Here is a 26,857-nt window from a genome sequence, read left to right as displayed (position 1 = left end):
CAACGAAAATCACCCATTAAGTGTAAAATTTTTCGCGGAAAGGAAAAATATCTATGCAATTGAATGAATATCAGAATCTGACGATCAATGAGGTGTAGTTCAACCAGAGGTTCGCAAAATAATGTCCCATCCCGTAGATATCCACGTCGGACGCAAGTTAAAGCAAATTCGCACACTGCGCCGTTTTTCTCAGACTGATGTCGCCCGTAAGCTTAACCTGTCATTCCAGCAGATCCAAAAATACGAAATCGGCTCAAACCGTGTAGCGGCAAGCCGGCTTTTCGAGCTTGCTCAGATACTTGACGTGCCGCCGTCCTATTTCTTTGACGGGCTGCATGGCAACAACGACGAAACGCCCAAAGATGACAACGGCATGCAGATCGTCTCGGCCTTGGCCGCGATCAAGGACGAAAAGATGAAATCTCGGATCGTCACGTTCATCGAAGACATTTCAGGGATGACAGTCGCACGTCACGTGTGATGGTCCGAGGCCTCAGCGGGCGTGCAGCAATCGGGCAACAGTCCGATCAAGAAAAACAAGAACGTTGCACGTCACATACCCGGCCCCAGAGAATCAGCTTTTCCGCAATGCGTCAGAAGGCGCCCTGCGGTGAAGACCTCCCCGATCAAAGCGATAACGGGGTGTGACGGCTACCGCCACCGCCGCAAGGTGGTCGAAATTGGGCCAAGGGCCAATGCGAACCTTGCTTGAGAATCGCTTGGGGCGCGCAACTTTCGAACAAATTGCCGCATCCCCGCGCATCTTTGTTGTGCTGCAGTTGCGAACGGTTTATGCCGCATCACAGCAGGAAAAGGATGCAGCAGATGGCGCATGATGGTCAGGATATGAGGATGCAAAGCCCCGTGGTAATGGATGATCTGCTCAACATCACCCGTGCGGCGCTTCCCCCGGTCGAGCAATTGCTTGAAACCGCGACTGCCTCCGTGCGGGCCATGGTCACCGACGGGGATCGGGTATCTGCCCAATTGATCGAAGCGCATCAGACAGCGGCCCATGGGCTTGCATGGCTTGCAACCTACGCCCAGGCGCTGCGCCAGATGCAGGGTTGGGCAGAACGTTTGCAGGCCGACGGTAAGTTCTCGGAAATTGAGCAGTTGCTGCACCAGATCGCGTTTGGCGAATACCTTTGGCAGATCTATGGCGGCATCCAGATGAACCAGGGTGAAGTAGTGCGGCTGCAGGACCTTGGCGTCAGCCAGGAGGATCAGCGCGCTCTGATGGACCCGTCTGTCATGACCCTTTGCCAGTCCGGCAACACGCAGGATGCCCGCGTGCGCCTTGTCACGTTGATGCAGGAACAGTCTGCCAATATCACCGTCGGCGCGTCCGGTCTGGATGAAGAACTGGAAATGATCCGCGAACAGTTCCGCCGTTACGCGGTCGAAAAAGTCGAACCGCACGCGCATGACTGGCACCTCAATGACGAACTGATCCCGATGGAGGTCATCAACGACTTGGCCGAAATGGGTGTCTTTGGCCTGACCATCCCCGAAGAATTCGGCGGCTTTGGGCTTTCCAAAGCGTCCATGTGTGTTGTGTCGGAAGAGCTATCGCGCGGCTATATTGGCGTCGGATCGCTTGGCACCCGCTCCGAAATCGCGGCAGAGCTGATTATCGCGGGTGGTACAGACGACCAAAAGGCCAAGTGGCTCCCCCGGATCGCAAGCGCAGAGACACTGCCGACGGCCGTGTTTACAGAACCCAACACAGGCTCTGACCTTGGCGCGCTGCGCACCCGCGCGGTCAAGGACGGAGATGACTACAAAATTACCGGCAACAAGACCTGGATTACCCACGCGGCACGTACCCATGTGATGACCCTTCTCGCGCGCACAGACCCCGAGACATCAAACTATAAAGGCCTGTCGATGTTTCTGGCCGAAAAGACCCCCGGCGACGATGAAACCCCCTTCCCAACGGACGGCATGACCGGTGGCGAGATCGAGGTGCTGGGCTATCGCGGCATGAAGGAATACGAACTGGCTTTTGATGGCTTCCATGTCAAAGGCGAAAATCTGCTTGGCGGGGAAGAAGGCAAAGGCTTCAAACAGCTGATGGAAACCTTTGAAAGCGCGCGTATCCAGACGGCGGCCCGCGCCATTGGCGTGGCCCAATCCGCGCTCGATATCTCCATGCAATACGCGCAGGATCGCAAGCAATTCGGCAAGTCCCTGATCGAATTCCCCCGTGTCGCCTCCAAACTGGCCATAATGGCGGTCGAGATCATGGTGTCACGGCAGCTCACCTACTTTTCCGCTTGGGAGAAAGACCACGGTCGCCGGTGCGACTTGGAGGCCGGCATGGCAAAACTGCTGGGCGCGCGCGTCGCTTGGGCTGCGGCAGACAATGGTCTGCAAATTCACGGTGGCAATGGTTTCGCGCTGGAATACAAGATCAGCCGCGTGCTGTGTGACGCTCGCATCCTCAATATCTTTGAAGGCGCCGCGGAAATCCAGGCACAGGTCATCGCGCGGCGGCTTCTTGGCTGACGCCTGAAGATTTTCCGGCCATATCTCGGACAGGTTTGACGGATCATTGCTCAAAAACGTCGCAGGGCCCGCCAAGGGCTTTGCCTATGCCCTAGGATCAAGGGCACATCACGAAATCAACCGATTTTCTGCCCATCGAATAAAGCTATGACACAGCGGCCACTTGCCTTGATAGTAATGTGAACATATCAAGAACAAATGGCTCGTATGACCCTTCAGGAAAAACTCGCGCTGCTCAGTGATGCAGCGAAGTACGACGCCAGTTGTGCGTCTTCCGGCACCACGCGGCGCCACTCTGCGGACGGAAAGGGGCTGGGCAGCACCGAAGGGTCCGGCATCTGTCACGCCTATGCACCTGACGGACGTTGCATAAGCTTGCTGAAAATCCTGATGACGAACTTTTGCATCTACGATTGTGCGTATTGCATCAACCGCGTCAGCTCGAACGTCGAACGCGCGCGCTTTACCCCCGAAGAAGTCGTGCATCTGACCATCGAGTTTTACCGACGCAACTATATCGAAGGGCTGTTTCTGTCCTCTGGCATTATCAAATCACCCGACGACACGATGTCGGATATGGTGCAGATCGCCCGAACCCTGCGCGAAGAGCACCATTTTCGCGGCTACATCCATCTCAAGACCATCCCGGATGCTGCCCCCGAACTGATCGAAGAAGCAGGGCTTTTGGCGGATCGCTTATCGATGAACATCGAAATGCCCACCGATGCGGGCATCAAGACTTATGCGCCAGAAAAGAACCCCGACGAAATCAGGCGCGCCATGGGCAACGTGCGGCTGCGCAAGGAAGAGGCCCGCAACAAGACCCATACAGGCCGCCGGGCCCCAAAATTCGCCCCCGCCGGGCAATCGACCCAGCTGATCGTGGGGGCGGATGGCGCCAATGACGCGACGATCCTCAAAAGCTCCACCCGGCTTTACGCCAGCTACAAACTCAAACGGGTCTACTATTCGGCTTTCTCGCCCATCCCCGACAGCACTGCCAGTCTGCCGCTGATCAAACCACCGCTGGTGCGCGAACACCGTCTCTATCAGGCCGATTGGCTGATGCGGTTCTATGGCTTCGACGCGGACGAGATTACCCCCGAACCGGATGGTGGGATGCTGGACCTTGAAATTGATCCCAAGCTCGCCTGGGCGCTTGCCCACCGCGAGGCTTTCCCCGTGGACGTCAACCGCGCAAGCCGCGAAAACCTGCTGCGCGTGCCGGGATTTGGCACCAAATCGGTGGGGCGCATCCTGTCGGCCCGCCGCTCCGGTGCGTTGGGATACGGCGACCTGCGCCGGATCGGCGCACTAATGAACAAGGCGAAACCTTTCATCGTCGCGCGTGACTGGACCCCGGGCTCACTGACCGATGCGGCCAACCTGCGCGCGCGTTTCACCCCTCCGCCAGAGCAGCTTTCACTGCTGTGAGGCACACCGTGGCTCTGCCACGCCTCGGCCTTGCTACGGCCTGGCGCGACGCCGCAAGGGCGCTGGCCAGCAACGGGGTCAGGGGGGATGACGTCAATTGGGTCATGGCAGACACCGAAGCTGGGCTTTTCGATGCGCCCGACCTGCCACTGCCGCCCCCTGGCATGCGCAAGGTCGCCGTGCCCAAAACCTTTCCAGCGTTGGCAGAACAGGTCTGCTGTTCCCGCACGCCAGGCGCCCATGATGCGCTTTACCAATTGCTGCTGCGCCTTCAGCACACGCCACGCCTGCTGACCAATCGCGCCGATCCTCTGGTCCGCAAGGTCGAGGAAATGGCCAAGAACATCCGTCGCGATCGCCACAAGATGCGCGCCTTCGTGCGCTTTCGCGAAGTGACCGAACCGGGCGCAAACCGCCGCAGATTTGTTGCGTGGTTCGAACCCGATCATCGCATCGAAGAACTGAATGCCAGTTTCTTTGCCCGCCGCTTTGCCGATATGGACTGGGCCATCGTGACACCCGAGGTGACCACGACTTTCAAAGACGGCACACTCAGCTTCAACGCCGTCGCCAGCGTCCCCCCTGACATCAGGGATGATACCGAAGAATTGTGGCGCACCTACTATGCCAACATCTTCAATCCCGCCCGGCTCAAGATCAAGGCGATGCAGGCCGAAATGCCCAAGAAATACTGGAAGAACATGCCAGAGGCCGTTCTGATCCCCGATCTGATCGCACAAGCCGAAGCGAGGGTCAGGGACATGCGCGAAACCGCTCCCACTCTTGCCCCCGCGCGCGCCCGGCGCATTCTTGACCGCCTGCCAGAGCGATCATTGCCGTCGGGCGAGACCGCCTTGCAGGGGATAGAGGCGTGCACACGATGCCCCCTAGGCCAGATGGCCACGCAGGCTGTTCCCGGTGAGGGGCCTATGGACGCGCGTTTAATGATTGTTGGCGAACAGCCCGGGGATCAGGAGGATCTTCACGGTCGCCCCTTCGTCGGGCCCGCCGGGCAGCTTTTCAATGAGATCGCCGCGCAGGCAGGTCTAGATCGCAGCACCGTCTACCTGACCAACGCTGTCAAACACTTCAAATTCACCCCGCGCGGCAAGCGGCGCATCCATCAACGTCCCAGTGCCTCCGAAGTTCATCATTGCCGCTGGTGGCTCTCGCGCGAGGTGTCGCAGGTCGCCCCACAGCTGATCATGGCGATGGGTGCCACCGCAGCGCTGTCACTGACAGGAAACGGCAAGGGACTGCTAAAGCGGTGCGGCAAGATCGAGGAAACGCTTGAAGGCATACGTGTTTTGATCACTCTGCACCCCTCCGCAATCCTGCGCGCGCATGACCCAGCCACAGCCGCCCAGTATCGCGCCGTCCTGCGCAGGGACCTCGCTTTGGCGGCAGCCATGCTGCGTTCAACAGACAACGATTCCTCCATCCACTGACGTTGGCTGCGTAAAGATCTGCATCCCGAGATTGATTTATTCCCTTAATGCGTGTATCTTCGCGCCATTATTTTAAGGAGCATTTGATGAATTTCCTGTCCCGCCTCGCGGCAGCTTTGCTATGCCTATTCACCGCATCCCCTCCCGCGCAGGCAGAAGAATTACCCCTGCCCTCCAGCCTGCCGCTGCTGGACTACGAAGCGCAGCTTTATCCGTTCATCGCCAACCGGCTGTTTCACGACGCAAAGTGGACCCGCGACAAGCGCTGGCGCGACACCGGGCCGTTTGTGCTGGATGCCAACTATGGCGTCCACCCGGCCGTCCGCATCTACTATTCGCCTGCTGTCCTGCAATGGCTCAAGGATAATCGCCAAGGCGATATTCCCGACGGGGCAATGGTGGTCAAGGAAATGGCCTCGCCGCCCGCCGCGCGCTACGTCGAGTATCGCGAGATGCTGGATTACATATATCCCGACGACCCCGAAAAGGTCGAAGCCGAGATGATCGCCTACCTTAAGGACACCGGCAGTCTGAACTGGACGGTGATGGTCAAGGACAGCGCACTCAGCCATGGCGGATGGTTCTTTGCTTCTGTCGGTCAGCAAGGCACAATCGATAATTTCGACGCCCCCTTTACCCCGCCCACCGGATCCGCAGGCGATGGCACCTGCATGCGCTGTCATGCCTCTGCCGCCGAAGAACTGATCTACTCCTCGCTCAACAATGTTGCCGGGTTCGGGGGGGAGCCGCTGATCTTTCGTGTCGATGAAAGCTGGCGTGATCTGCCCGCCGTTCAGCGGCCTGCCGATGGCCTTACCGAAGCAGAGCTGATCAGTGATGTGTTCCACGATCAGACCGTGATGGCCGCAGCGGCTGCCAAACCGCCAGCTTCCCCTACAGACGTAAACCCGGCCTTTGCCGCGACGTTCCCGCCAACGGGCGGCATCGACGTCAGCCGCGCCGATCTGCAGACCCTGCCCAGCCAATGGCTGGATCACGTGCCCGCCCGCCCCAATGACACCCAGCATTTCCTGACATCCGACAACTGTGTGGGCTGTCATGGCGGGTTGGGGGGACCCCCTTCCGGCACCACGATGTTCTTGCAGACCGGGCCGAAATACGGCGAGGGCTACAACATCTCTGAATACGGCGAATGGCGCTGGTCACCGATGGGCCTTGCGGGCCGCGACCCGATCTTCTTTGCGCAACTCGAAAGCGAATTTGCCCTGCTCGAAGAATTGGGCGCAAGTGATCTCTCATCCAACCTCGGCACCACCTGCTTGTCGTGTCACGGGGCCATGGGCCAGCGCCAGTTGCAGATCGACGCCCATGCCGACCCCGACGCAAAACTTGACCCGAACAATTTCAAACCGTCCTACACCCTGTTGCACGCGCCCCTGACCAAAGCCGAAGAGGACAAGCAGCGACAGGATGGCGTCTTTGCCTACCACCAATACGGCAATCTGGCACGCGAGGGGATTTCCTGCGCGGTCTGCCACCACATCCAGCCCCCTGAGCGGGCAGAAGGGCAGCCAGACTACAACACGCTCGATACCTATCTGATGAATGGCACCACCGGCGTCTTCCGGCTAAGCGACGCAGACAAGTTGATCGGGCCCTATGACGACGTGCGCCAAAAACCGATGCAAAATGCCATGGGCATCACGCCGGAAGGCGACGACTACATCAAGGACAGCCAATTATGCGGCGCCTGCCATACGATCAATCTGCCCAACGTCGACGCGGACAAGACCGAACCGCTCGAAGGGTACACGGCGGCGGATCAGGAAGTCTTTAATCAGGCGGGCCGCAACGGCGCGGCATTCCTGAACGCCGAATACGGTGTGACCTTCCCCGAAGGCCTGACCGATTTCCAACATTCCGTCGAACAGGCCACCTACATCGAATGGGTCAACAGCATCTATAATGAAGAAGGCACCGCGCAATCGTGTCAGGACTGCCATATGAAAAGCAGTTTCCAAAGCACGGATGGCGCGATCAACATCCCCCAGATCACCACCCAGATCGCATCGATCCAGGACAGCAACTACCCCGATGTGGACAACTTGTTGCCGGTAGAAGATGTGACCGTGCCCTTCCGCGACACCTACAAGCGGCACAACTTTGTGGGCCTCAATGTCTTCATGGTCGAAATGCTGCGCCAGTTCAGTGCCGAAATGGGCATGGGGCTCATTGACCCGATGACCTACGCCGATAATGGGGCTCAACTGTCGGTCGATACGATGGCACTTCAGGCCGCACACGAAACAGCTGACATTACGCTGAACCTTGAAGAAGGATATGGCGGGCTTGTGGCGCAGGTCGCAGTCGCCAACAAGACGGGGCACCGCCTGCCTTCGGGCGTCGGGTTCCGCCGCTCCTTTCTTGAGGTGAAAGTGACAGATACCGGGGGCGATACGCTCTGGTGCTCGGGCTGCACGAACGGCGCGGGCGTGATAGTGGATGGCAACGGCAAGCCGCTGGTGACCGAATTTCTGGACGTGGTGCCTTTGGGCGGCACCGAGGCACTCTATCAGCCGCATCACCGGGTGATAACGAACCAGACGCAGGTGCAGATTTACGAAGAACTGACCCAGAACGCCAAAAAGGAATTCACCACAAGCTTTGTCCAACGCGACTATCACCCCAAGGACAACCGCCTGACACCTCTTGGCACGCTGAACCCCGGCACCGAGGCGTTCAAGGCCAAGTTTGGTGACAGCGACGTGACCGCTGCTTTCATGAAAGCCACCCGGCCAGAGGGGCGCGCGGCGAACGACCCGAACTTTATTCCGGGCTCTGACGGGGTGGAATACCGGATTGTGCTACCGCAGGACACGGATCTCAAGAGTGTGACAGTAAGCGCAACACTCTATTCCCAGTCGATCCCGCCCTATTACCTCAAACAGCGTTTTGAAACGGCCCCCACAGGCCCTGCCACCCAACGGCTTTACTATCTGGCCAGCCGGCTTGAGACCAAAGGCACGCTGATCGAGGATTGGAAGCTCAAGACCGTGAGTGCCTCTGCCGTCTTGCCCTAAGGGATCGCACCGCTCTAGATGTGCGGATGGACTGCGCATCATCCCTCTTGATCCTGCCTGCAAACGCGTCAGGCGAAATCTGCGTTTCAAACGAGGGGCTCAGCTTTTGGGGCGGCGTCGACCCCGAAAGCGGCACGGTCATCGACGCCCATCACCCGCTGCACGGGGTCTGTCTGGCAGGTAAGGTCGTGCTGATGCCGACCAGCCGCGGATCCTGTTCGGGCAGCGGCGTGCTGCTGGAACTGGCGCTGAATGGCAAGGCCCCGGCCGCACTGGTGTTTCGCGAAGAAGAAGAAGTGTTGACGCTGGGCGCCCTCATCGCCGCAGAGATGTTTGATTGCCCCCTCGCAGTCGTGCGCCTTAACGCGGCGGACCATGGCGCGCTGGCCCTGCACGACCACGCGGCGCTGCGTGGCACAACCCTCACGGCGGACGGGCTGAGAATAGATTTGCGCACTGTCACTCAGGCCGATCTTACCCTCTCAGCCGCAGACCAGCGTATGCTGGATGGCGAGGCTGGCAAGGCCACCGCGCTGGCCATGAAAGTCCTTTGCACCATGGCGGCTGCACAGGGGGCCCAGCGCCTGATTGACGTCACACGCGGGCACATCGACGGATGCATTTATGCTCACCCAGCTAACCTGCGTTTTGCCCGAACGATGGCCGACATGGGCGCGCAGGTGTGCATCCCGACCACGATCAATGCCATTTCCGTGGACCGCGAAAACTGGATAGCGCAAGGTCTGCCGCCCCGTTTGGGCCAGCCGGCAAGCGCGCTGGCCGATGCATACGTCGAAATGGGCGCGCGGCCCACCTTCACCTGCGCGCCCTATCTGGCCGAAGACCGACCCGCGCTTGGCGAAGACATCGGGTGGTCGGAGTCAAATGCCGTGATCTTTGCGAACTCTGTGCTCGGTGCGCGCACCGCCAAGCACCCAGACTACTTCGACCTTTTTGTCGCCATGACAGGCCGTGCTCCGGAAACCGGCGTCTACCTGCTGCATAACCGCCATCCTGAAATGATCATTGATGTAGATGCGCCAGCACAGGCTGACGATGCTTTCTGGCCTTTACTGGGATGGATTGCCGGGCGCCATGCCCCTGATTGCATCCCGGTTATCCGCGGTGTGGCGCACCTAAATCCGAACGCAGACGACCTGCGCGCGCTATGTGCGGCCTTCGGCACCACCTCCGCTGCACCAATGCTTCACGTGCAGGGCGTGACACCCGAAGCCGACTTGCCAACCGCCAACAGCGCCCCGCATTTCCGTGTGACCGCGGCCGCACTTGCCGCCGGATGGGACGCGCTGAACACAGGGCCAAACAAGATCGATCTCGTGGCACTGGGCAGCCCACACCTTTCCCTGGCCGAGGTGCGCCGTTTTGCCGCGCTGATGGCAGGAGAGACCTGCCACAACGGCACAAGTGTGATCCTGACGCTGGGCCGCGACATTCGGGCGCAGGCGCAGCACGAAGGGCTGGTGGATATCCTTCAGAAAGCCGGCGCAACGCTGCTCAGCGATCTTTGCTGGTGCTCCATCACAGAACCGCTTTTCCCGCCCCAAACCCGGTCCCTGATGACAAATTCGGGCAAATACGCCCACTATGCACCGGGTCTGAGTGGCCGCAGCGTACGTTTTGGCAGTCTCGAGGCCTGTGCCATAGCTGCGCAAACCGGGCGGGCACCAACGAAACAACCGGATTGGTTGACCCAAGACACAGCCGACACGCTGTGATAGTTGTATCTCGGTGACGGCGAATCTGGGGCCCTTTAAAGGGCCATCTTTTTCGTTTGGAACCTTGCGTTTAGCACCGTGAATGGTCTTACTGTTAACGAGTACTTAACCGATTGATCAAAATAATGACTGAAGTTGAACTAAGCGCCTGGCTGGCCGATCTTGGCCTTGGCGTCTACGCGGAAGCGTTCGAAAGCAACGAGATCGACTGGTCTGTGTTGCCTGAATTGACGAACGACGACCTCAAGGATTTGGGGGTCAATCTGGTGGGCCACAGGCGCAAGCTGCTCAAGGCCATTTCAGAACTCAATAGCGCCCCTGACAAACCCGTGCCCGCGCCAGTTCAACCCGAACCGGAACCAGAGCCGGAAACCTTTGCCGAACGCCGGCAGGTGTCAGTGCTCTTCTGCGATATGGTCGGATCAACCTCGCTTTCCACCCAGATCGACCCCGAAGACCTGCGCGAAGTGCAACGCCGGTATCAGGACGCCGTGGCAACGGCTGTCAGCGCTCATGGCGGCCATATCGGCAGCTTTGTCGGCGACGGAATCGTGATCTATTTCGGCTGGCCGATCGCCACCGAAAATCAGGCAGAGCGGGCCGTGCCGCTTTGGAAATGGTGTCAGGTTTGACCGTTCCCGACACTTCAATCCCGCTGCGTGCACGTGCCGGTATTGCAACGGGTAATGTTGTGGTGGGCGACCTTTCAGGCGAACGTTCGCATCAGTCTGCAGCTATTTCCGGCACCGCCCCAAACCGGGCGGCGCGGTTGCAGGATTTGGCCGAACCTGGCCAGCTGGCGATCGACGACAAGACCCGCGAACTCCTCAACTCCTCCTTCGAAGTGGAGGATCTGGGCATTCACCAGCTCAAAGGTCTGTCACCCGACGTGCAGGTCTGGCGCGTCGGAGAAGAGATCACCGTCGACAGCCGGTTTGATGCGATGAGCGGGCGCGCAGGGATCAAGCCGCTGGTGGGTCGCAAAGGTGACTACCAGCTGATCCGGGACAGATGGGACCACGCCGTATCGGGCGAGGGGCAGGTTATTTTGCTGACCGGCGAGGCCGGGATCGGCAAAAGCCGCATGATCCGTCAGCTTGAAGAAGATATCAGGAACGAGGCCAAGACAGTCTTGCGCTACCAATGCTCGCAATACCTGAGCAACGCTGCCCTGCACCCCTTTGCGGCCAATCTGGAACGCGCAGCGGGGTTTGATCGCAGTGACGACGCGTCATCGAAACTCGACAAGCTCGAGAGCTTCCTGCGCAAGACCACAAGGCAACCCGATCAGACCGCAGCCCTTCTGGGGTCGGTGCTGAACCTGCCCGTCGAAGACCGCTATCCCGCGCTTGAAATGACCCCCCAAAGGTTGCTCGAGGAAACCCTGCTGGCGCTGCAGGAACAGATAATAGCCGTCAGCGAGGACGGGCCGGTGCTGATCATCTTCGAGGATCTGCATTGGGCTGATCCCACAACGACCGACCTCATCGGTCGTTTGATGGTCGATCTGACAACCAGTCCGATCCTGCTCTTGGCGACGTACAGGCAAGAATTCGAACCGCCCTGGCCCGCGCATCCGCATGTCACCAACCTGTCCCTGAACCGCATTGGCGCCGAGGAATGTAGCGCGATGATCGACCAGCTAACTTCCGGAAAGCCGCTGCATCCGGGCCTGAAAGCCCAGATCATCGAAAAAGCCGATGGTGTTCCGCTCTTCGTCGAGGAACTGACCAAAACGGTTCTGGAAGCCGAGTATGTGGTGGAAACGGAAACCTCCTATGAGCCAGTTGGCAACCTTGTGGACCTGTCCATTCCCTCGACCATTCAGGCGACCCTGATGGCGCGTCTTGACCGATACGCCTCCGTCAAGAATGTCGCCCAGATCGGCGCCTGCATCGGGCGCGAGTTCTCATACGATCCGCTGCTTGCGATTGCCGCTATGCCAGAAGAAAAGCTGCAGGATGCGCTGGACCAGCTGGCCGACGTCGAGATCGTCTTTCGACGCGGCGCACCACCTTCAAGCACCTACTCTTTCAAACACGCGCTGTTGCGCGATGCGGCATATGACAGCCTGCTGCGTGCCCGCAAACGTCAGTTGCATCAGGAAATTGTCAATTTCATCGAAGGGCACGACAGTCAGGATCTGGTCACAGCCGCCCTGCACTGCGCCGCTGCCGGGCTCGGGGAAAAGGCCGCCGCCTACTTCTTGGAAGCCGGGCGCGCGTCTCTCAATGCCGGTACCTTCAGCGAAGCCGTCAGTCAGTTGCGTCTGGGTCTGGACGAAATCCCAAGGATCAAGGAAGGCACCGAACGCGATCGGCTTGAACTTGATCTGCGTGTCGCCCTTGGCACCGCCGAAATGGCCTGGAAGGGCTGGGCCGCCGACGAGATCATCGAAGTCCTTGACCCCGCAGTGCCGATTGCAAAGGCGATCAAGGACGATTTTGCCTTGGGGCTGTCCCTGTTCAGTATCTGGATCTACCACGCGACCCGCGCCGAGATGGACAAGGCCGCAGTCAGGCTGGCCGAAATGGATAAGGTTACCCAGGAAAATCAAAGCCTTGAGTTGCAGATGATTGCGGACACCGCCGCCAGCATGCACTATTTCTGGACCGCCGACTTTGACAAGGCCACAGAACGCCGCAAGCGCACCCTGCAGGACTATGACTTTGAAAAGCATCGGCATCTTGTCCACCACATGAACCACGATCCCTATGCGACCGTCCTGCAATGGGGCGGTGCCACACAGCTGTGGTGTCAGGGATATCCCGATCAGGCGATTGCCGCCGTCGACAAGGCCATCGCGCATGCCCGCACGCTGGAAAACCCATTCGCTGTGGTCTTTGCCCTGACGCTCGGCGCGCTCGCCCTGGTCGAGGCCGGTCAAGGCGCGCGCATGGTCGAGCAATGCCGCGAAGCAAGCGCCATTTGCGACGAAATCAACCTGCCCTTCATCAAGATCGTGTCTTGCGATTCCCTCAGGGGCCGCGCGCTGACCGCCATGGGCGAAAATCCCATCGGTGCGGAAACCCTCAGAGATGCCGCCGCCGTTTGGGGTCTTGCAGGGGGGCGCACCACCTACGGGGAAACCACGTCACGCGTCGCGGAGGCTTTGGGCCGACAAGGTCAAATCGAAGAAGCGCTGGACCTCAGCCAAAAGGCTCTGGATCATCAGCATGCCACGGGCGAGGTTTGGTATCTTGCTGAATCCACACGCATTCATGGCAAGCTCTTGTTGTCAGCATCCGGGGATCACAGGCAAGCGGGGCTGGAGCACCTGGAAAAGGCAGCCGAGATCGCACGCACCCAAGGCGCGCTGTCGTTCGAGCTGCGCGTGGCAATGACCCAGGCAGAGCATTTGCTGAGCGAAGGTCAGGCCGCAAAAGGCAAAGCGCTGCTTGAACCTGTGTTTGCGCGATTCACCGAGGGCTTTGGAACCCCCGATCTGATGGCCGCAAAAGCCTTGTTGGAAAAGCTGTCCTGAGCAGCAGCAAGGCCGCCACCTTAGGCCACAGAGTGTGGGCAGCGGCGGCGCACCTGCGTCAGATATCCAGCGTGTTGTCTTTTTCCCATTGGCTGAAATGCGCGGTGAAGTCGTTCCATTCAGCCGTTTTCAATTTGATGTAGGCGGCAGAGAATTCATCGCCCAAGGCTGCCTTCAGGCCCTTGTCCTTGTCAAAGGCACGCAGGGCGTCCAGCATGTTGAGCGGCAGCTTGGGCGCACCGCGCACCTTGTGACCTTCCGCATACATATCAATGTCATAACGCTTGCCGGGATCGGCCTGTGTGCGGATGCCATCCAGACCCGCCGCAATGATCACCGCCTGCAAGAGGTAGGGGTTGGTGGCCCCGTCAGGTAGGCGCAACTCAAACCGACCCGGGCCGGGCACGCGCACCATATGGGTCCGGTTGTTGCCGGTCCATGTGACCGTATTGGGCGCCCATGTGGCCCCCGACAGAGTGCGCGGCGCGTTGATGCGCTTGTAGCTGTTGACGGTCGGGTTGGTGATCGCGGCCAGCGCACTGGCGTGTTTCATGATACCGCCCAGGAAATGCCGGCCTTTCTCCGACAGGCCCAACTCAGCTGTCTGGCTGCCGCTCTGGGGGTCCATCGCAAAAACGTTGGTCTTGGCCTTTTCTCCCGGCGCGTCCCAGACAGAGATATGCGCGTGGCATCCGTTCCCGGTGAGGCCCTCGACGGGCTTGGGCATGAAGGTTGCGCGGTAGCCGTGCTTTTCGGCGACGGATTTGGTCATGAACTTGAAAAAGCTGTGTTTGTCCGCCGTGCGCAGGGCGTCGTCGAATTCCCAGTTCATTTCGAACTGGCCATTCGCGTCCTCATGGTCGTTCTGATAGGGACCCCAGCCCATATCCAGCATGTAATCGCAAATCTCGCGCACCACATCATAGCGGCGCATGACGGCCTGCTGGTCATAGCAGGGCTTAGCCGCAGTGTCGTATTCGTCGCTGATCTGGCTGCCATCGGGGGACATCAAAAAGTACTCTGCCTCGATGCCCGTCTTGACGTGCAGGCCCTCATCGGCCGCTTCTTTGATGAGCTTTCTCAAGACGTTACGGGGGGCCTGTGCGACCTCTTGATCCTCCATCACGCAATTGCCCGCAACCCAGGCAACCTCGGGCTTCCAAGGCAGTTGCACCACCGACGACGGGTCGGGCACCGCCAGCATATCGGGATGCGCAGGCGTCATGTCGAGCCATGTGGCAAAGCCTGCAAAACCGGCCCCCTCTGCCTGCATGTCGGCAATTGCCTGCGCCGGCACCAGCTTGGCGCGCTGCCCACCAAAGAGGTCCGTGAATGAGATCATGAAGTATTTGACGCCGTTTTTCTTGGCGAAGGCTGCGAGGTCTTTGGTCATCGTTTTCCCCTGTCGGTATCACGTCGGTATAACGTCGGTATCGTGTCGGTATTTTCGTCAGTATCCGCTGCCCGGTTTGCCCGGATACCAATCCGTGCCTGCCAGCGGGATCTTGGCCATCGCGGCGGCCTCCATCGTTAGCGCGCACAGATCCTCCGGCTCAAGATTGTGCAGATGGTTCTTGCCGCAGGCGCGCGCGATGGTCTGCGCCTCGAGCGTCATCACCTTGAGGTAATTGTTAAGCCGCCGTCCGCCCTCGACGGGATCAAGACGCGCCATCAGATCCGGGTCCTGTGTGGTGATCCCGGCGGGGTCACGCCCCTCGTGCCAGTCGTCATAGGCCCCGGCGGTGGTGCCCAGCTTGTTATACTCGGCCTCCCAGCGCGGATCATTGTCGCCCAGCGCAATCAACGCCGCCGTGCCGATGGCCACCGCATCAGCGCCCAGCGCCATCGCCTTGGCCACATCGGCCCCATGGCGAATGCCGCCCGAAACGATGAGCTGGACCTCACGGTGCATATCGAGATCCTGCAACGCGCGCACGGCCTCGCGGATGCAGGCAAGAATGGGCTGACCCACGTGTTCGATAAAGACATCCTGCGTCGCCGCCGTCCCGCCCTGCATGCCGTCCAGCACGACCACGTCCGCACCCGCCTTGATCGCAAGGGTGGTGTCAAAATAGGGCCGCGCGCCGCCGATCTTGATATAGATCGGCTTTTCCCAGCCGGTGATCTCGCGCAGTTCCAGAATCTTGATTTCCAGATCATCCGGCCCCGTCCAGTCCGGGTGGCGACAGGCGGAACGTTGGTCGATTCCCTTTGGCAGATTGCGCATCTCGGCCACGCGGTCGCTGATCTTCTGGCCCAGCAACATGCCCCCACCGCCGGGCTTGGCCCCCTGCCCCACCACGATCTCAATGGCATCGCAGCGGCGCAGATCGTCAGGGTTCATGCCATAGCGGCTGGGCAGATACTGATAGACCAGCTTGTCGGAGTGGCCGCGTTCCTCTTCGGTCATGCCCCCGTCGCCTGTGGTGGTGGATGTGCCCGCCAGCGTCGCACCACGCCCCAGCGCTTCCTTGGCCGGGCCGGACAGCGCACCGAACGACATGCCCGCGATGGTGACGGGGATATCCAACTGGATCGGGGTCTTTGCAAAGCGTGTCCCCAGCGTGACAGAGGTTTCGCATTTCTCGCGATACCCTTCGAGCGGATAGCGAGAGATCGACGCCCCCAGAAACAGCAGATCGTCAAAATGCGGCACCTTGCGCTTGGCCCCGCCACCGCGGATGTCATAGATGCCCGTCGCCGCAGCGCGGCGGATTTCCGCATTCACCGGATTGGAAAACGTCGCCGACTGGATCGGAACCGTACGCGGTGCGCCGTTTGGGTCGTCTTGCATGGGCCGCTCCTCAGTACGCGTTATCGATGTTGAAAGTGTAAAGCTTGCGGGCAGAGCCATAGCGCCTGAACTCCTCAGGCTTGGCGTCACAACCGCCGCGCGCCAGCAGGTCGGCCAAGATCTCCAGATGTTCGGGTCGCATCTCTTTCTCAATGCAATCCGCACCCAGCGATTTGACCGAACCGCGCACGAAAAGCCGCGCCTCATAAAGGCTGTCCCCCAGCGCATCGCCCGCATCGCCGCAGACCACCAGATTTCCAGATTGCGCCATAAAGGCGGACATATGCCCGATGTTGCCATGCACGATGATGTCGATGCCCTTCATCGAGATGCCGCAGCGCGACGACGCGTTGCCCTTGATCACCAGCGTGCCGCCATGGCCCGTGGCCCCGGCGTACTGGCTGGCATCACCGTCGATCACCACCATGCCCGACATCATGTTTTCCGCCACCCCCGGCCCGGCAGAGCCATGCACATGCACCGTCGCCTGTTTGTTCATGCCCGCGCAATAATACCCGGTTGACCCTTTCACATTCACCTCAATCGGCGCGTCCAGCCCTACGGCAATCGCGTGGCTGCCCTTGGGGTTCACGATTTCCCAGACCGTCTGGTTGGTATCGGCCGCTTGCGCATGCAGACTGGCGTTAAGCGCGCGCAGACCTTCGGCTTCAAGATCGAATGTCTGCATCTCAGGCGGCCTTCGCTGTCGGAGGCGTGTCGTAGGACCAGAAATAGACGGTGGCGGGTTCGGGCTCCCAGACGCGGGCGACTTCGATGCCGGGCAGGTTCACCAACGCGCGATACTCAGATCCGAAGGCCACATAGCTTTCGGTTTCCGCCATCACTGCAGGTTTACAGGCAATCGGGTCGCGCACCACGCCAAAGCCGTCCTTGGTGCCGACGACGAACGTAAAAAAGCCGTCGAGGTCATTCAGTGAGCTTTCCAGCGCCTCGCCCAGTGTCGCGCCGTTCTGCATCCGCCATGTCAGATAGGCCGCGCCAACCTCGGTATCGTTTTCTGTCTCGATATGCACCCCATTACGGCGCAGTTTGCGGCGCAGCGAATTATGATTGCTCAGCGATCCGTTATGCACAAGACACTGATCAGAGCCGGTGTTGAACGGGTGGGCCCCCATGGTCGTGACGGCAGATTCCGTAGCCATGCGCGTGTGCCCAATGCCATGGGTCCCCGACATGCCGCGCAGATCAAACCGGGCGGCCACATCGCGGGGCAGGCCCACCTCTTTGTAGATCTCCAGCGTCTCGCCATGGCTCATGACCCGCACACCGGGGCAGGTGTTTTTGAGATAGCCGCGGGTGGCGGCCACGTAATCGTTCGGGATGGTCAGCACCGCATGGGTATCCGCGACGGTCATCGAAACCGTCCCCGTCACGGCCCTGCGCAGATCGTCTTCGAGCGTGGCAAAATCGCTATCCGGGGTATCAGACTGCACCGTCAGCTTAGCCGCCCCTGCCGTCTGGTCGCCGTATATCGCGATCCCCGCGCTGTCGGGGCCGCGATCGGTCATGGTGATCAGCATGTCCGTCAGCATATCGCCCAGCCGGGGCTCCAGCGACGGGTCCTTGAGAAAAAGTCCGACAATGCCGCACATGCTGCGTTCTCTCCTTTGGTAGTACTGATGGCGACCCTCACGCTAGCATCAAATATACTCCGCCTCAACTGAAAGGAAACTTTATTTCCCTTGATGCAAGACGTTCTGGCCGGGTGTGCCCTGCTCGCCCGCAGTCAGCTGCCTTGCGGATAGCTAATGATCGACAGGTATCGCGCGGGCAAATCCACCAGTTTTTCCGGTCCGTGCGGCGCATCTGCATCAAAGAACAGCGTATCGCCCGGCGTCAGGGAATAGACCGTATCGCCGTGACGATAGTCGACCTTGCCTTCCAGCATATAGATCGTTTCGATCCCCCCGTGCTGAAACGCGTCAAACACGTCTGATCGGTCGGTGAGGGTGATCAGGTAGGGTTCCACGATCACGCCAGAGGCATTCGATCCGATGTGACCCAGCAGGTTATACTGGTGGTTGGCGCGGGTGCCGGCGCGCTCGGTCTCGACACCTTCGCCGGATTTGGTGTGCACCGCCTCGCGGCGTTCCTCAAAGGTGCGAAAGAAGCTGGTGATCGGCACGCTTAGCGCATCCGCCAGCGTTTGCAGGGTATTGAGCGAGGCAGAGGTGTTCCCGTTCTCGATCTTGGACAGCATGCCAACCGACAGCCCGGTCCGCTGCGCCAGTTCGGCGCCGGTGATTTCTTTCTGGCGGCGAAAGCTGCGGACCTGGCGGCCAATGGCCACTTCCAGCACCTTCTCACGCTCACCGTCGCGGGTGCGGTGCGGATCCTGGGTGAGTTTGGCTGCCATGGCTGAACGTGTTCCGGTACAAGGGATGTGTCCCTTTCTATGGGGTAATCGGAACTGGAACAATGCGATTTGGCTTGCCTTGCGTCGACCGGTTTCTAGGGTGACATCAAGATGACGCAAGACGCTCAAATCAGAACTGTTGGTTTCTTGATCCTTCCAGGCTTTCCCATGGCCTGCCTGACGTCGATGATTGAACCCCTGCGCGCGGCCAACGAGATATCTCAGCAGGACCATTTCGCCTGGCGCGTGATTTCCGAAGACGGGGGCAAGGTCACCTCAAGCGCGCGGGTCGTCTTTGATGCCGATGTGGCGCTGGACGGGGCGCGCGACATTGATCTGCTGATGGTGCTGGCCAGTCCGGTCAGCAGCTTTGCCGACCCGCGCAAGGGAAACGGAGCGTTGCGGCGCATGGCGCGGGGCGGGCTACACTTTGGGGCGGTCAGCGGGGGCGTCTTCCAGTTGGCGCGGGCCGGGTTGCTTGAGGGACATCGCGCCTCGGTCCATTGGTGTTATGACGCGGCATTCCGCGCAGAGTTCCCCGACCTGGAGGTCGATGGCAATTTGATTGTCACTGATCGCCGCTGTCACACAGTATCGGGGTCCGACGCGGCCTTTGATCTGTCTCTGCGCCTGATCGAGGCGGCACTGGGCCCGCGCGTGTCCTATGAGGTTGCCTGTTGGTTCCAGCATCCGGTCATGCGCGGTGATGGTGTGCAACAGGCGATCCCGCTGCACCCCACCGGAGACGCGCGCCTGCCCGATCTTGTCGCCCGGGCAATTGCTCTTTTCAGTGCCGATCTTGAAGCGGGGATGAACGTCAATGATGTGGCGGCCGCCCTGGGTGTCACCCCGCGACAGGTCGAGCGGTCGTTCAAAAGCGCGTTGGGACAAAGTCCGCTGCATTACTTTCGCCAGCTACGCATGAAAGCAGCGCGTCAGATGGTTCTTTATACCCGCGAAAGCGTGGAAGACATCGCCTTTGCCGTCGGATACGCGACTGCAACGCCGCTGAACCGTCACTACAAAACCGCCTTTGGGCTGTTGCCGTCCCAGGACCGCGCGCAGATCAATACCTTTCGTGTCGAAGGGTCGCGCCCCCTGCCAAACGCGTGATGTGACAGCTGGCGTGCTTCTTTGTCTATCGGGCAAGAGAAAACTGCCCTTCGGTACATGATAGATTAACTCCGCCTCACCTTTTTCAGGAACTACATCCGGTTCCAGACGGTTTGTCTGCCATACACGCAGACCGTGCAGCGCTTTATGTGCCGTCAGTGCGCCTTGGGGTCTTACTTAACCGGGGGGCGCTAGCGGCACAGACTTGCAGCGGTCGAAGGACAAATGGAACGACAAAGGAGAGCCATGATGAGCCCCGACAACGATGCGAAAGAAGCCCTGAAACAGGGCGAATTCAAAAAGAGCGCCGAAGCAGCGGCAGCGACTGCATCCAGCATGGCGCAGGATGCCGCGGAAAGCGCCAAGGCGACCCTCGCCGCAAAATCGACCGAGGCCAAGGATGGTCTGGCCGGTGAGATGCATGACACCGCAGCCGCACTGCGCCGTGCCGCCCACGAGATGCGCGACGGATCCCCTCAGGGGAGCACCTTCAGCTATCTGGCCGATGGTCTTGCGGACATGGCCGACAGCGTCAAGGATCAGGACGTCTCAGATGTGCCCGGTATCGTGAACAACTTTGCCCGCAACAACCCGATGGCCTTTCTTGGCGGCGCTGCCCTGCTGGGCTTTGCTGCGACCCGCTTTGCCAAGGCATCAGAACCATCGCGTGACCCGGTGACGCCCGCACGTGCAACCCCGGCCTACCCGGCCCAAACCGCACCAATGGGGGTCGACTATGACTGATCGCACTCAAAAACCCGCGACAGAGCTTGTCGGCGACGCGCTGCAAAGCGTCAGTTCGCTGGTCCGCCAGGAAGTCGACCTTGCCCGCGCAGAGATCAACGAAAACGTCACCCGCGCCGCGGTTGCCGTCGGCCTGCTGGTCGGCGCCGTTGTTGTTGCTCTTGTGGCGCTGAACGTGCTGGCCGCAGCCCTTGTCGCCGCGCTGGCCGAAGCGGGCCTTGCCGCAGGCTGGGCCGCCGTGATTGTCGGCGGCATCCTTGGCTTGATCGCTTTTGGTATGATGGCCAAAGGCACAAACGACCTCAAACTCAGCAGTCTTGCCCCCACGCGCACCATGAAAAACGTGAAGCGGGACGCAAAGGCCGTAAAGGAGACGACCAATGTCTGATACACGCACTCCAGCAGAGATCGAGCGTGACATCGAACGTGAACGCAGCGAACTCACCGGTACCATCGACACCCTGCAAGAGCGTTTCTCGCTTGACGGGATGGCGCAGCAGGTGACCGATCATCTTAAGGAAAATGGCGGCGAGATTGCGCGCAATATCTCTGCCACCGTCAAGCAGAACCCACTGGGCGTGGCCCTTGTGGGCGCGGGTCTGGCGTGGCTTGCATTGGGCAGTGGCCCTTCTGCACGTAAATCCGATGCGCGCAAGAGCGACGATTATGACGTACCCCCACCCCAGCCGCGCGGCACCAACCACGAGCTGGATCGACCGGATCCGTCGACCTATCGCACGACCAACCCGACAGCGCATGAGCCCGCGTTCAGCACCGTTCGGGACGACGATCCGGACATGGATTGGTACTATGACGATCTGGACGACGAAGATCGCGGCGTTCTCGACAGCATGCGCGATGGTGCCAGCACCGCCGCCGGTGCGGTCGGTTCTGCCGCAAGTTCCGCCGGTCAAGGCGTCAAGGGCGCGGCCAAGAGCACCGCATATGGTGTGAGCGCTGCAGGCAGCAGCGTTGCCTCCGGTGCGAAATCCGCCGCAGACGCCGCCAAAGGCGCAGCTGGCACTGTCGCTGGCGGTGTGGCGTCGGCTGCTTCTGCCGTTGGCGGGGCTGCAAGTTCTGCCGCGGCAGGTGTTCGCGATGGTGCAGCAAGTGCTGCTGAGTCCGCGCGCCTGACTGCCATCCGCACGCGTGCGCGTCTGGCCCAGGGTACAGAAGCCCTGAGCGAAGAGGCACGTGAGCGCGTTATCCGCGCGCGGTACGCAGCGCTCAAGGCCCGCGACAAGGCCGCGTCATATTCGCAACGCGCCGCCGCGCACTCCAGCGAGGCCTATGATCGGCAACCCCTAGCCTTTGGCGCGCTTGCGTTTGCCATCGGCGCCGCTGCGGCTGCAACCCTGCCGGGCACCCGTCGCGAAGATGAAGCACTTGGCCCTCAAAGCGATCGCCTGATGCGGCGCGCGCGCCGCGTCTACGAGGACGAACGCCGCAAAGCCCAGGGCGTTGTCGCCGCCGTCAAGGATGAAGCGCGCCAGGTGGCGAAAGACGCCAAGTCGGAAATCGACAGCCGCGCCCCCGGCGACAAGACCGCCGTCGAAGCGGTGGTCGACAAGGCCGAAGCCTCAGCCAAGCGCGTCGCGGAACGTGCCAAGAGCGAAGCCAAGGAAAAAGACCTCGGCAAGTCTCTGCAAGACTGATCCGCAGTTAGACAGACAAGCCGCCCGGCCCTGACCGGGCGGCTTGCAATGAAAGGATATCCCCATGGCCAGAGGTCGCGAGGCAACGAACCCTGCACAGATCCCTGCTGCTGGCTGGAAAGACATCCTGTGGCGCGTCAAGGACGAGATCGCGTCGGACCATGTCGGGCTGATTGCAGCTGGCGTGGCGTTTTACGGTTTGATGGCGCTCTTCCCCGCGATCACGGCCTCGATGGCCATTGCGGGGCTTGTGGTTGAACCTCCGCAGGTCATCGACATGATGAACCAGCTCGAGGGGCTCGTGCCGCAGGAGGTCCTGACCATCATCACCGATCAGGCCACCAAGGTTGCTGGCTCTCGTGAAGGGGGGCTGGGGCTGACAGTGATCTTTGGTCTGCTGCTGGCAATCTATTCCGCATCAAAGGGTGTTGGCAGCCTGATGGAGGGAATGAATGTCGCCTATGACGAAGAAGAAGAGCGCGGGTTTTTCGTGCTGACCGCCGTCAAGCTGATCCTGACCGTTTTTGCGGTATTGGGCGCCCTCATCGGGCTGGTCGTGATAGGTGGTGGTCCTGCACTGATCGCGCTCGACAGTACCGGGTGGCTTGTCGATATCGCTATCGGCATCGGTGCCATCATTTTGGCACTGGTCTTGACCGTTCTCGGGCTCAGCGTGTTCTACCGCTATGGCCCGTCGCGGGATGATGCGGAGTGGATGTGGATCAGTCCGGGGGCTGTGCTGGCTTGCCTCGTTTGGGGTATAGGCTCAGCCGGGTTTGCTTTCTATGTGGGCAACTTTGGCAGCTACAACGAAACCTTCGGGGCAATGGCCGGGATCATCGTCCTGCTGATGTGGATGTGGCTGTCGGCGTTCATCATCATGCTGGGTGCCGAAATTAATGCCGAAATCGAAGCCCAGACACGGCACGACACCACCACCGGGCGTGCCGAACCAATGGGCGAACGTGGCGCCGAAAAAGCGGATAACCTCGGGCGCAGCACGGCATAACGCGGCCCAGACACAGCGCACTTCAACCCGCACGTGCATTTGCCGGCCCGGCCAAGATTATCTGAGACTCACATTCCCAAAAGCGCTAGCCTGCTGCCCATTGAAATAAATGCGATTGGGGGCAACGGTGGAACATCAGCCGTGGACAAGATATTTTTCGGACGAAGCCAAGAATTTCGATCTGGCGAACATGGGCACACATACCCTGTCAGCGATGCTGGACGCAGCAACAGATGAGTTTGGTCCGCGCAAGGCGCTATCGACCATTCTGTCGTCCGGCGCCGAAACCTCGATCACCTACGCCGATCTGCGCACCCACGCCGAACATTTTGCCGTCTTCCTGCGCGAGGTCGTTGGGCTGAAATCCGGTGACGCAGTTGCCGTGATGACGGCCAATTGCATCGGCTTTGGCGTCGCCTCGATGGGGATCGCCAAGGCCGGGTGCATCGGGACGAATGTGAACCCGCTTTATACCGCCCCCGAACTTGAGCATCAGCTGACTGACAGCAACGCGCAGGTGCTGGTGGTGATCGATCTGTTTGGCGACAAGGTGGACGCGGTGATCCAGAACACGTCGCTGCGTCAGGTCGTGACGATCTCATTGCTGGACTTCTTTCCGCCCCTGAAAAAGGCGTTCATGGGGTTTGTCCTCAAGCGCATCAAGAAATCCATTCCCGACATGCGATCCGATCACATGACCCTGGCCGCAGCGCTCTCTGCCGGACGCGCGCGGGCCGGATCCGCCGACATCGCCGCCTATACCGCCGACACCCATCCCGACGATACGGCGCTTTATCAGTACACCAGCGGCACGACCGGGCGCAGCAAGGGCGCGGAACTCAGCCATCGGGCCATCCTTGCCAATGCCTATCAGGCTGATCTGATGACGCGCAGCCTGCGCGGACCAGAGGGCGAGACGGCGTTGGTCGTCCTGCCGCTTTATCATATCACGGCCTACGCGCTGATCTTCATTGCGGGTCTGCGCACGGGCGGGCATGGCGTTCTCGCGCCCAGCCCGCGCCCGACCTCGAACCTCAAATCCGCCTTTGAGACCCACAAGATCACATGGTTCATTGGCATCAACACGCTCTTTGCCGCGTTGCTGACCGAGGATTGGTTCAAGAAAGAGATGGTGGAAAATCTGCGCTTTTGCGGCTCTGGCGGCGCGGCGCAGACCACCGGGGTCGCCGAGAAATTCAAGGAAATGACCGGTGTGGAAATCCGTCAGGGCTACGGCATGACGGAATGTGCGGGCATCATGACACTGACCCCGGCTGATGAGAACCGATTTGGATATGTGGGCATCCCTGCCCCCGGCACCGAGATACGTATCGTCGCGGACGACGGCACCGATGTGGGCCAGGGTCAACCCGGCGAAGTGATCTGCCGTGGCCCCACGGTGATGAAAGGCTACCTTAATCGCCCCGACGCCACCGCAGAGACGATCATCGACGGCTGGCTGCATTCGGGTGATATCGGCGTGATGGACGCTGACGGCTTTCTGGAGATCGTGGACCGCAAAAAAGACATGATCCTGGTCTCGGGCTTTAATGTGGCCCCGAACGAGATCGAGGATACGATTTCAAAGCTGCCTGGCGTCGCCCAGGTGGGTGTGGTGGGCATTCCCGATGACAAGACCGGGGAGACCCCCGCCGCCTTTGTCGTGCGCACCGATGAAACCGTGACCGAAGACACGATACTGGAGGCCTGCCGAAAGGGTCTGACCAACTACAAGATCCCCAAGCTGGTCAAATTCGTCGATGAAGTCCCGGTCACTCTGTCGGGCAAGGTTCTGCGACGTCAGCTGCGGGATGATCATTTGTCGTAAGTACCACCGCGTGGCAGAGCACGTGATTCTGAAAGGCGACCAGAGGGCGAATCTGGGTTGATTCCCACTGGTTTTTCGGAAATTTGGAGTCTTTCGACGTGATTTGAATCCGGAAATAGATTATTTCCAAAACGCGACGCAGGCCCATTTTTGCGCTGCACCGCAGCACAGAGTCACCCGTTATGCACGAAATCGGGCCTGATTAGGATGCAAAGTGCAGACAATACGGGTCAATTGGCACTACTGTCTCTGGTTGTGTGGCTAAACAAATCACCCGTAGATGGTGAATCTTTGTAACCAAAAGCGTGCAAATTCAATCAATTGTTTGAATCGCGTTTATCTCGCATCTTGTTCTCGATTAGCCCGATTAGCCGGTGTGTTGTTGTGCGCCGAATGAGTAAGTAACGAGTAACGGGCTGTTCGTGTTGTGTACTGAGTTGTCCTATTTAACGAGTTTTATGATGCAAAAATCACATGAGTTGAGTGAATTTTACGAGCGCACGAAGAGTGATCCTCTCACTCCGTTGCCTGCCGACGCTGCTCGGCGGCGCAAGGCCATGAGGATCAAAATCATTGATACGGCTGCTTTTGCGATCTGTATTATCCTGATCGCGCTGAACTTTATGTAGGCGCCAGTTTTCTGGTGCCTACATATTCCCAAACACGCCCTGGCCTGATTGTAGATCAGCATGGGGTGCGTTCGTTTCCAGGCCGCGGGTTTCACTGATTTGAGTGGCGATCCCTGAAGGACTCGAACCCTCAACCTGCTGATTAGAAGTCAGCTGCTCTATCCAGTTGAGCTAAGGGACCGCTACGAGTGGTTATGGTCCAAGGACGGGCCTGCTTCAAGGAAAATGGGGCGCGCTAAAGGCGGCGTGTCATGAAGGTGCTGAGCGGGTCATCCACATAGTCCCCGAAGGGCGCGCAGGTCTCGAACCCATGCCGCGTGTAAAGCGCGCGGGCGGGTGCAAACAACGGGTCTGTGCCCGTTTCAAGACTGATGTGCTGCATCCCCATCTGCCGTGCCGCCTCCATCAATGCCGTTAGCAGATACGCGCCAACGCCCTGACCCCGGGCAGCTTTGGTCGTGTGCATGGACTTGAGCTCTGCCAAGTTTGGCCCGATGGCCTTGAGCGCACCAATACCCAAAAGCAAACCTGCCCTGCGCGCGGCCAAGACCACATCCGCCTCGTCAAAAACGCTTTCAGGGGCCATTACATGACAGCTTTCGGCAGGCGAGGTTGACCGCATCAGGTCAAAATGGGCCTGCAGCAACGCCGCGATCTCAGCATCCGGGGCCGAGACAGTCTGGAGCGTCAGTGCGTCCATGCCCCACGGCGATTGGTGGCAAAGTTTTCGCCATAGCCGCCGGGGCGGATGTTGGCCTTGCGGGTCTGGGGCTGCTGCACGACGGCGTCGATGCCGTTCTCGCGCGCGTATTCAACCGCTTCTTCCTTGCTGTCAAAATTGAGCCGCACCTGGCTTTGCGTATCGGATGAAGAGGTCCAGCCCATCAACGGATCGACCTCGCGCGCCTCAGCCGGGGCGAATTCCAGCACCCATGATTTGGTCTTGGCGGTGCCCGATGACATGGCGGTCCGGGCAGGACGGAAGATGCGTGCGCGCATGGGCGGCCTCATTGGTTGCTGAGCACGCTTATGGTTTATTCACACGTCTGAAGCA

General features: G+C 59.9%; 21 protein-coding genes and 1 tRNA gene. 14 read left to right on the top strand and 8 right to left on the bottom strand.

The window, feature by feature from the left end:
* Positions 1 to 121 precede the first annotated feature (121 nt).
* The 8 genes from H9Q16_RS18515 (at position 122) to H9Q16_RS18480 (ending at position 13,654) form a co-directional block, all read left to right on the top strand.
* Complete coding sequence (locus H9Q16_RS18515) at positions 122 to 481, top strand: helix-turn-helix domain-containing protein (RefSeq protein WP_191076965.1); 360 nt, start codon at positions 122 to 124, stop codon at positions 479 to 481.
* A 344-nt stretch (positions 482 to 825) separates the two neighbouring features.
* Positions 826 to 2,511 carry an acyl-CoA dehydrogenase family protein gene (locus tag H9Q16_RS18510; RefSeq protein ID WP_191076964.1) on the top strand — a complete coding sequence of 562 codons (1,686 nt, stop codon included), beginning with the start codon at positions 826 to 828 and terminating at the stop codon, positions 2,509 to 2,511.
* A gap of 198 nt (positions 2,512 to 2,709) precedes the next feature.
* Positions 2,710 to 3,945 (top strand): putative DNA modification/repair radical SAM protein, encoded by a 1,236-nt coding sequence (locus tag H9Q16_RS18505; protein ID WP_191076963.1) that lies wholly within the window; start codon positions 2,710 to 2,712, stop codon positions 3,943 to 3,945.
* An 8-nt stretch (positions 3,946 to 3,953) separates the two neighbouring features.
* Positions 3,954 to 5,393, top strand: a complete 1,440-nt coding sequence (locus tag H9Q16_RS18500; protein WP_343067892.1) for a UdgX family uracil-DNA binding protein — start codon at positions 3,954 to 3,956, stop codon at positions 5,391 to 5,393.
* An 86-nt stretch (positions 5,394 to 5,479) separates the two neighbouring features.
* A complete protein-coding gene (locus H9Q16_RS18495) occupies positions 5,480 to 8,434 on the top strand; it encodes a cytochrome P460 family protein (protein WP_191076961.1) in 2,955 nt (984 codons plus the stop codon).
* Positions 8,435 to 8,460: 26 nt separating this feature from the next.
* Positions 8,461 to 10,170, top strand: coding sequence for a cis-3-hydroxy-L-proline dehydratase (lhpI, locus tag H9Q16_RS18490; protein WP_191076960.1), 1,710 nt, complete (start codon positions 8,461 to 8,463; stop codon positions 10,168 to 10,170).
* A 125-nt stretch (positions 10,171 to 10,295) separates the two neighbouring features.
* Positions 10,296 to 10,802: an adenylate/guanylate cyclase domain-containing protein gene (locus H9Q16_RS18485; protein WP_191076959.1), complete on the top strand. Its 507-nt coding sequence runs from the start codon at positions 10,296 to 10,298 to the stop codon at positions 10,800 to 10,802.
* Positions 10,799 to 13,654, top strand: a complete 2,856-nt coding sequence (locus tag H9Q16_RS18480; protein ID WP_191076958.1) for an AAA family ATPase — start codon at positions 10,799 to 10,801, stop codon at positions 13,652 to 13,654. Before H9Q16_RS18485 ends, H9Q16_RS18480 begins: the two co-directional genes overlap by 4 nt.
* A 58-nt stretch (positions 13,655 to 13,712) precedes the next feature.
* On the opposite strand, the gene glnT is transcribed toward H9Q16_RS18480, so the two are convergent.
* The 5 genes from glnT to H9Q16_RS18455 form a co-directional block, all read right to left on the bottom strand.
* Entirely contained in the window at positions 13,713 to 15,047 is a 1,335-nt protein-coding gene (glnT, locus tag H9Q16_RS18475; protein ID WP_191076957.1) for a type III glutamate--ammonia ligase, read from the bottom strand.
* Positions 15,048 to 15,104: 57 nt separating this feature from the next.
* Complete coding sequence (locus H9Q16_RS18470; protein WP_191076956.1) at positions 15,105 to 16,448, bottom strand: FMN-binding glutamate synthase family protein; 1,344 nt, start codon at positions 16,446 to 16,448, stop codon at positions 15,105 to 15,107.
* A 10-nt stretch (positions 16,449 to 16,458) separates the two neighbouring features.
* Positions 16,459 to 17,136, bottom strand: coding sequence for a GltB/FmdC/FwdC-like GXGXG domain-containing protein (locus H9Q16_RS18465; RefSeq protein WP_191076955.1), 678 nt, complete (start codon positions 17,134 to 17,136; stop codon positions 16,459 to 16,461).
* Position 17,137: 1 nt separating this feature from the next.
* Positions 17,138 to 18,061 carry a class II glutamine amidotransferase gene (locus tag H9Q16_RS18460; protein ID WP_191076954.1) on the bottom strand — a complete coding sequence of 308 codons (924 nt, stop codon included), beginning with the start codon at positions 18,059 to 18,061 and terminating at the stop codon, positions 17,138 to 17,140.
* Between the two features lie 134 nt (positions 18,062 to 18,195).
* Positions 18,196 to 18,825, bottom strand: coding sequence for a helix-turn-helix domain-containing protein (locus H9Q16_RS18455; RefSeq protein WP_191076953.1), 630 nt, complete (start codon positions 18,823 to 18,825; stop codon positions 18,196 to 18,198).
* 111 nt (positions 18,826 to 18,936) lie between these two features.
* Here H9Q16_RS18455 and H9Q16_RS18450 point away from each other — a divergent pair, with 111 nt between their 5' ends.
* The 6 genes from H9Q16_RS18450 (at position 18,937) to H9Q16_RS18425 (ending at position 25,174) form a co-directional block, all read left to right on the top strand.
* Positions 18,937 to 19,938 carry a GlxA family transcriptional regulator gene (locus tag H9Q16_RS18450; protein ID WP_191076952.1) on the top strand — a complete coding sequence of 334 codons (1,002 nt, stop codon included), beginning with the start codon at positions 18,937 to 18,939 and terminating at the stop codon, positions 19,936 to 19,938.
* A 249-nt stretch (positions 19,939 to 20,187) separates the two neighbouring features.
* Positions 20,188 to 20,682: a hypothetical protein gene (locus H9Q16_RS18445; protein ID WP_191076951.1), complete on the top strand. Its 495-nt coding sequence runs from the start codon at positions 20,188 to 20,190 to the stop codon at positions 20,680 to 20,682.
* The gene (locus H9Q16_RS18440) at positions 20,675 to 21,070 is read left to right on the top strand and encodes a phage holin family protein (RefSeq protein ID WP_191076950.1); all 396 of its coding nucleotides are present in this window, start codon (positions 20,675 to 20,677) and stop codon (positions 21,068 to 21,070) included. The genes H9Q16_RS18445 and H9Q16_RS18440 overlap by 8 nt, the downstream gene beginning before the upstream one ends.
* A complete protein-coding gene (locus H9Q16_RS18435) occupies positions 21,063 to 22,337 on the top strand; it encodes a DUF3618 domain-containing protein (RefSeq protein WP_191076949.1) in 1,275 nt (424 codons plus the stop codon). The genes H9Q16_RS18440 and H9Q16_RS18435 overlap by 8 nt, the downstream gene beginning before the upstream one ends.
* Positions 22,338 to 22,401: 64 nt before the next feature.
* Positions 22,402 to 23,346: a YihY/virulence factor BrkB family protein gene (locus H9Q16_RS18430; RefSeq protein WP_191076948.1), complete on the top strand. Its 945-nt coding sequence runs from the start codon at positions 22,402 to 22,404 to the stop codon at positions 23,344 to 23,346.
* Between the two features lie 127 nt (positions 23,347 to 23,473).
* Positions 23,474 to 25,174, top strand: coding sequence for an AMP-binding protein (locus H9Q16_RS18425; protein WP_191076947.1), 1,701 nt, complete (start codon positions 23,474 to 23,476; stop codon positions 25,172 to 25,174).
* A 733-nt stretch (positions 25,175 to 25,907) separates the two neighbouring features.
* Here the strand turns inward: H9Q16_RS18425 and H9Q16_RS18420 are convergent.
* The 3 genes from H9Q16_RS18420 to H9Q16_RS18410 all read right to left on the bottom strand — a co-directional run bounded on the left by H9Q16_RS18420 (position 25,908) and on the right by H9Q16_RS18410 (position 26,802).
* Positions 25,908 to 25,984: transfer RNA gene (locus H9Q16_RS18420), tRNA-Arg, on the bottom strand.
* 54 nt (positions 25,985 to 26,038) lie between these two features.
* Positions 26,039 to 26,503 (bottom strand): GNAT family N-acetyltransferase, encoded by a 465-nt coding sequence (locus tag H9Q16_RS18415; RefSeq protein WP_191076946.1) that lies wholly within the window; start codon positions 26,501 to 26,503, stop codon positions 26,039 to 26,041.
* Positions 26,491 to 26,802, bottom strand: coding sequence for an ETC complex I subunit (locus tag H9Q16_RS18410; RefSeq protein ID WP_191076945.1), 312 nt, complete (start codon positions 26,800 to 26,802; stop codon positions 26,491 to 26,493). Before H9Q16_RS18410 ends, H9Q16_RS18415 begins: the two co-directional genes overlap by 13 nt.
* Positions 26,803 to 26,857: the final 55 nt, after the last annotated feature.

This window comes from Sulfitobacter aestuariivivens, from assembly GCF_014763045.1.
In the GTDB taxonomy this organism is placed as follows: Bacteria; Pseudomonadota; Alphaproteobacteria; order Rhodobacterales; family Rhodobacteraceae; genus Sulfitobacter; species Sulfitobacter aestuariivivens.
This window is presented reverse-complemented; position numbering and strand designations above follow the sequence as displayed.

What these genes read in the sequence shown, in the direction of transcription:
- H9Q16_RS18515 (WP_191076965.1), top strand. Translation starts at nt 122, where the DNA reads ATGTCCCATCCCGTAGATATCCACGTCGGACGCAAGTTAAAGCAAATT.
- H9Q16_RS18510 (WP_191076964.1), top strand. Translation starts at nt 826, where the DNA reads ATGGCGCATGATGGTCAGGATATGAGGATGCAAAGCCCCGTGGTAATG.
- H9Q16_RS18505 (WP_191076963.1), top strand. Translation starts at nt 2,710, where the DNA reads ATGGCTCGTATGACCCTTCAGGAAAAACTCGCGCTGCTCAGTGATGCA.
- H9Q16_RS18495 (WP_191076961.1), top strand. Translation starts at nt 5,480, where the DNA reads ATGAATTTCCTGTCCCGCCTCGCGGCAGCTTTGCTATGCCTATTCACC.
- lhpI (WP_191076960.1), top strand. Translation starts at nt 8,461, where the DNA reads ATGGACTGCGCATCATCCCTCTTGATCCTGCCTGCAAACGCGTCAGGC.
- H9Q16_RS18485 (WP_191076959.1), top strand. Translation starts at nt 10,296, where the DNA reads ATGACTGAAGTTGAACTAAGCGCCTGGCTGGCCGATCTTGGCCTTGGC.
- glnT (WP_191076957.1), bottom strand. Translation starts at nt 15,047, where the DNA reads ATGACCAAAGACCTCGCAGCCTTCGCCAAGAAAAACGGCGTCAAATAC.
- H9Q16_RS18470 (WP_191076956.1), bottom strand. Translation starts at nt 16,448, where the DNA reads ATGCAAGACGACCCAAACGGCGCACCGCGTACGGTTCCGATCCAGTCG.
- H9Q16_RS18465 (WP_191076955.1), bottom strand. Translation starts at nt 17,136, where the DNA reads ATGCAGACATTCGATCTTGAAGCCGAAGGTCTGCGCGCGCTTAACGCC.
- H9Q16_RS18460 (WP_191076954.1), bottom strand. Translation starts at nt 18,061, where the DNA reads ATGTGCGGCATTGTCGGACTTTTTCTCAAGGACCCGTCGCTGGAGCCC.
- H9Q16_RS18455 (WP_191076953.1), bottom strand. Translation starts at nt 18,825, where the DNA reads ATGGCAGCCAAACTCACCCAGGATCCGCACCGCACCCGCGACGGTGAG.
- H9Q16_RS18450 (WP_191076952.1), top strand. Translation starts at nt 18,937, where the DNA reads ATGACGCAAGACGCTCAAATCAGAACTGTTGGTTTCTTGATCCTTCCA.
- H9Q16_RS18445 (WP_191076951.1), top strand. Translation starts at nt 20,188, where the DNA reads ATGAGCCCCGACAACGATGCGAAAGAAGCCCTGAAACAGGGCGAATTC.
- H9Q16_RS18440 (WP_191076950.1), top strand. Translation starts at nt 20,675, where the DNA reads ATGACTGATCGCACTCAAAAACCCGCGACAGAGCTTGTCGGCGACGCG.
- H9Q16_RS18435 (WP_191076949.1), top strand. Translation starts at nt 21,063, where the DNA reads ATGTCTGATACACGCACTCCAGCAGAGATCGAGCGTGACATCGAACGT.
- H9Q16_RS18430 (WP_191076948.1), top strand. Translation starts at nt 22,402, where the DNA reads ATGGCCAGAGGTCGCGAGGCAACGAACCCTGCACAGATCCCTGCTGCT.
- H9Q16_RS18415 (WP_191076946.1), bottom strand. Translation starts at nt 26,503, where the DNA reads ATGGACGCACTGACGCTCCAGACTGTCTCGGCCCCGGATGCTGAGATC.
- H9Q16_RS18410 (WP_191076945.1), bottom strand. Translation starts at nt 26,802, where the DNA reads ATGCGCGCACGCATCTTCCGTCCTGCCCGGACCGCCATGTCATCGGGC.